The sequence below is a fragment of the Mycobacterium sp. genome (assembly GCF_035653355.1).
Lineage (GTDB): Bacteria > Actinomycetota > Actinomycetes > Mycobacteriales > Mycobacteriaceae > Mycobacterium.
Genome location: NZ_DASRBZ010000588.1, coordinates 1 through 4,716, shown reverse-complemented (window position 1 = coordinate 4,716; position 4,716 = coordinate 1). Strand labels below are relative to the sequence as shown.

At 66.1% G+C, this 4,716-nt stretch carries 4 protein-coding genes and 1 pseudogene; 1 reads left to right on the top strand and 4 read right to left on the bottom strand.

All coding sequences use genetic code 11. The features are described from left to right. From dnaE to VFA16_RS20280, 3 genes are all read right to left on the bottom strand, one after another. A partial coding sequence (dnaE, locus tag VFA16_RS20290) for a DNA polymerase III subunit alpha (RefSeq protein WP_324969550.1) occupies window positions 1-1,700 on the bottom strand: 1,700 nt, incomplete at its 3' end. Window positions 1,701-1,767: 67 nt separating this feature from the next. Continuing rightward, complete coding sequence (locus VFA16_RS20285) at window positions 1,768-2,562, bottom strand: SDR family oxidoreductase (protein ID WP_324969549.1); 795 nt, start codon at window positions 2,560-2,562, stop codon at window positions 1,768-1,770. A 7-nt stretch (window positions 2,563-2,569) separates the two neighbouring features. After that, window positions 2,570-3,586, bottom strand: a complete 1,017-nt coding sequence (locus VFA16_RS20280; protein WP_324969548.1) for an SDR family NAD(P)-dependent oxidoreductase — start codon at window positions 3,584-3,586, stop codon at window positions 2,570-2,572. Window positions 3,587-3,744: 158 nt separating this feature from the next. Between VFA16_RS20280 and VFA16_RS20275 the strand changes: the two genes are divergently transcribed. Further along, entirely contained in the window at window positions 3,745-4,152 is a 408-nt protein-coding gene (locus VFA16_RS20275) for a group 1 truncated hemoglobin (RefSeq protein ID WP_324969547.1), read from the top strand. A gap of 177 nt (window positions 4,153-4,329) precedes the next feature. Here the strand turns inward: VFA16_RS20275 and VFA16_RS20270 are convergent. Next, a pseudogene (locus VFA16_RS20270) lies at window positions 4,330-4,716 on the bottom strand (RNA polymerase subunit sigma-70); the annotation flags it as partial.

The following is a 4,716-nucleotide window of genomic DNA, read 5'->3' as shown; positions in this document are numbered from 1 at the left end:
CCGGTGATGATCGCGCCGTCCTGCGGGCGCTTCCACAGCGGGATCGCGTCGGTGAGCGGTTCGCTGCTCATGATCACTGCGCAAGCGTGTACTCCGGCGTTGCGGATCAGACCTTCCAGCCCGCGGGCGGTCTGGTAGATGGTGCGCACGTCAGGATCGGTGTCGATCAGCCCGCGCACCTCGGCGGCTTCCTTGTACCGCTCGTGGCTGGGATCGGTGATCCCCGACAGCGGGATGTCTTTGGCCATGATCGGCGGCGGCAGCGCCTTGGTGATCCGGTCGGCGATCGCGAAACCGGGCTGGCCGTAGTGGATACGCGCCGAGTCCTTCAGCGCTGCTTTGGTTTTGATGGTACCGAAGGTGATCACCTGGGCGACCCGGTCGTGGCCCCACTTGTCGGCGGCGTAGCGCACCATCTCGCCGCGGCGCCGGTCGTCGAAGTCGATGTCGATGTCGGGCATCGACGTGCGTTCGGGGTTGAGGAACCGCTCGAACAGCAACCCGTGCGGGATCGGGTCGATGTCGGTGATGCCCAGCGCATACGCGACCAGCGAGCCAGCGGCCGAACCGCGGCCCGGACCGACCCGGATGTTCACCGAGCGGGCGTAGTTGACCAGGTCGGCCACGATGAGGAAGTACGACGGAAAGCCCTTGGCGCAGATGACTTCGATCTCGTAGGCGGCCCGCTCGGCATACCCCGGCGGTATGCCGTCCGGGAACCGTCGGGCCAGCCCGGCCTCGACCTCATGGCGCAGCCACGACGCCTGGTCGTGCCCTTCGGGCACCGGGAAAACCGGCATCCGGTTGCGCGGTGTCCACACCTCGGCATAGGAGCCCACCCGCTCGGCGATCAGCAGCGTGGTGTCGCAGGCACCGGGCACCTGGTCGTCCCAGATCGCCCGCATCTCGGCGGCCGATTTCAGGTAGTAGCCGTCGCCTTCGAACTTGAACCGGGCCGGGTCCGACAGGGTCTTGCCGGTCTGCACGCACAACAGTGCCTCGTGGTTGTGGGCGGCGTCGCGGGTGACGTAGTGGCAGTCGTTGGTGGCCAGCGGCGCGATACCGAGCGTGCGGCCGATCTCGAGCAGCCCGTCGCGGACTCGGCGCTCGATGGACAGGCCGTGGTCCATCAGCTCCAGGAAGTAGTTGTCGGGGCCGAATATCTCGCGCCACTTGGCGGCTGATTCCAGGGCCTCACGCTGCTGGCCGAGCCGAAGCCGGGTCTGCACTTCACCGGAGGGGCAGCCGGTGGTCGCGATGACGCCGCTGGCGTGCTCGGCGATCAGCTCGGCGTCCATCCGCGACCATTTGCCCAACTGGCCCTCGAACGAAGCCAGCGACGTCAGCTTGAACAGGTTGCGCAACCCGGTGGCGTTCTCGGCGACCATGGTCAGGTGGGTGTAGGACCCGCTACCCGACACGTCGTCGCTCTTCTGCGCCGGATCGCCCCACAAAACACGGCGCGAGTCGAACCGGGAGCCGGGCGCGACGTAGGCCTCGACCCCGATGATCGGCTTGATCCCTGCGCCGGTGCAGGCGTTGTAGAACTCGCTGGCGCCGAACATGTTTCCGTGATCGGTCATCCCGATGGCCGCCATCTGCAGGCGCTGCGCCTCGGCCAGCATCGGGCTGATCTTCGCAGCACCGTCCAGCATCGAGTACTCGGTGTGGTTATGCAGGTGCACGAAGGAGCCAGTCATCAGGTCGCCAGTCTATGGCCGCACACCGACATGGGTTCGGCGTGTCGCTTTGGAGTGTCGTCGTGGTTTACGACGGCCGCAGGCCGGTGCCGATTCGCAGGGCTGGGAGCAGCACGCTGCGCGGCGCGAACCGCCCGCCCACGCCGACGACCTTGGGCACGAGCCCGGGAATGACGCTGCGCTTGCCGTCGAGCATCCCCCCGATCGCGGCTTCGGCGACTTCGTGGGGAGACACCTGCGCGACGCTGATGCTCCACTGCTGGGCATCGGCGATGTCGGCCCACTCGGTCGGCACCGGCCCCGGGCACAGCACCGTGCACGACACCCCGGTTCCGTGCAGCTCCTCGTGGACGGCTTCAGAGAACGTTTGGACAAAGGCCTTGGTGGCCGAGTAGACCGCCATGCCCGGGATCGGCTGAAAGCCCGCGAGCGAGGCGATGTTGAGCACCGCGCCGGCGCCGCGGTCGATCATGCCGGGCAGGGCGGCATGGGTGAGCTCCATGAGGGTCAGCGCGTTGAGCGTGACTTGCTCGCTTTCCCGCTCGAGCGGCAGCGTGTGGAACGGGCCGCTGGTGCCGAAGCCCGCGCTGTTGCACAAGCCCGCGATCGCCTCGCCGCGGATGCGCTCGGCCAACTCTTCCCGGGCTTTCTTTTTGGCCAGGTCGAGCGGCATCACGTCGACGTCAACCGAGTGCTTGTCGGTCAGGCGGGCGGCGAGCTCGTCGAGGCGTTCGCGGCGGCGCGCGACCAGTACGAGCGGATAGCCGCGGCGGGCCAGCCCGCTGGCCAGCTCGGTGCCGATGCCCGAGGAGGCGCCGGTGACGACGACGGATGTCTGCTTGGTCGGTTTCGGAAGGCTCATGGTCGTCTCACCAGTGGATTCCGCGGGTGGCCTGCACGAAGGCTTGGCTTCGTTTGTCGAATTTCGAAGCGTCCTCGGCGGCTTCTTTTCCTTGTGCTGCGGATGAGTCGTCGAACATGTTGAATGCGCGGTTGCGCACGAAGTCCATCACCATCGGGTTGAGGGCGTCGGCCACGGAGGCGAATTGGCCGAACGGTGAGCTGACCCGACGCGGCCGGTGCACTATCGCGTCGGCGAGCACACCGGCCGCCTGATCCGGCGTCAGCGTCGGGAATCGCTCATACATGGTGGTGGGTTTGATCATCGGTGTTCGCACCAGTGCCATGTGGACGGTGGTGAAACGCACGTTGTCGCCGACGGTTTCGGCCTGCAGCGAGTCGCACAGCGTGTCGAGCGCGGCCTTGCTGGCGATGTAGGCGCCGAAACGCGGAGCACGTGTCTGTACGCCCGCCGACGACAAGTTGATGATGTGTCCGAAGTGCCGCTCCCGCATACCGGGGATGAACTTGAGGACAAGCTGGACCGCCCCAAGGTAATTCAGCTGCATCGTCCGCTGGTAGTCGTGGATCCGGTCATAGGACAACGCCAGCGAGCGCCGAATTGACTTGCCCGCGTTGTTGATCAAGATGTCGACGCGGCCGAGGTCGGCGAGCACCTGGTCGGCCATTTCGGCGATCGCATCCATGTCGACCAGATCGCAGGGGTAGACGTGAGCGGTGCCGCCGTTGCTGCGGATATCGTCGGCGACTTTTTCCAAGTTCTCCCGTGTGCGCGCCACCAGCACCACTTCGCCGCCGGCGCCGGCAATTTTCTTCGCGGTCGCCTCCCCGATACCCGAGGAGCCGCCGGTGATCAGGGTGATTTTGCCGTCGACGGCGTCTTCGAGCGTGCGGCCCTGGACCGCTTCGAGCAGGTTGCGCAGGTAAAACGGTCGATACCGGCCAGCCGAATTGGGGGTGTTGATGATGTTCGACACCGCCGCGATCGGCTTTTCGACGAGGCTGGTGAGGTCACCGAGATTCATGTTGGTCGCTCCTGACGATGGTCGGCCGTACTTGTCTGTGATCGGGGTTACCCAAACGTCGGCTCGGTGAGTCACCAGCAATCGGCTTGTTACGTCGAGTAATGCCGGTGTGACGGCGTTCTAACGGATGTGCAATGGCTCGATGGTCCCCTGGGGACATGGGGATGCTGTCACGATTCCGCAAGCACCAGGCACTACCTATTTATGACCGGATCGGCGGCCATGAGGCGATCGAAGTCGTGGTCGAAGACTTCTATGCACGGGTGCTGGCCGATGAACAACTCGCAGGCTTCTTCGCCGGAACGAACATGAACCGGCTGAAAGGCAAGCAGGCCGAGTTCATCGCCGCCGCGCTGGGCGGGCCGGAACCTTACACCGGCGCGCCGATGAAGCAGGTGCACCAGGGCCGTGGGATCACGATGCATCACTTCAACCTGGTGGCCGGTCACTTGAGCGATTCGCTGTCTGCTGCCGGGGTTCCCGACGAGACGGTGGCAGAAATACTTGCGGTGGTGGCGCCGCTGGCAGGCGAGATTGCGTCGGACGCCCAGGCGGCGCGCGTCTGACTGATCGTCACATCTGCGACATCAAGCTCCGCATCGGAGCGACATCGTGTCGCCCGGCTCGTAGCGATTAGCTGTACCAATCGCTCGTAGCCGGGCACACAACTGACAACCCATTACCGAGCCTGGTCGGGCTGATGTGACATAGCCGCACAAAGTCATTGAGGCTGCCGCTGTGTGTCACGAACGCAGCGCGCCCAGCTGCCCCCGCAGATACTCGATAACCCCGGAGTCCGCGGTGAGCTCGATTGCGTGCCGGTAGGCGTCCGCGGCCGCTGCAGATCGCCCGGCAGCGGCCAGCAGGTGCGCCCGTGTCGCCCAGGCCGGCTGAAACCGCGTGACCGCCGGGTCGGTGATCGCATCGAGCGCCCGCAACCCCGCCTCGGGGCCGTCGAGATGGGCGTCGACAGCGGCCGAGGCCACCATCGCGCCCAGCGACGGTGCGACCCGCAGCAGCGCGCGGTGCAGTTTGCGCAGCGCAAACCAATCGACCGGCCGATGGCAGTGCGCCGACTGGATCGCCGCTTCGTACTGGTAGCGGCCCGGCCGGCCCATGCTGTGGGCGCG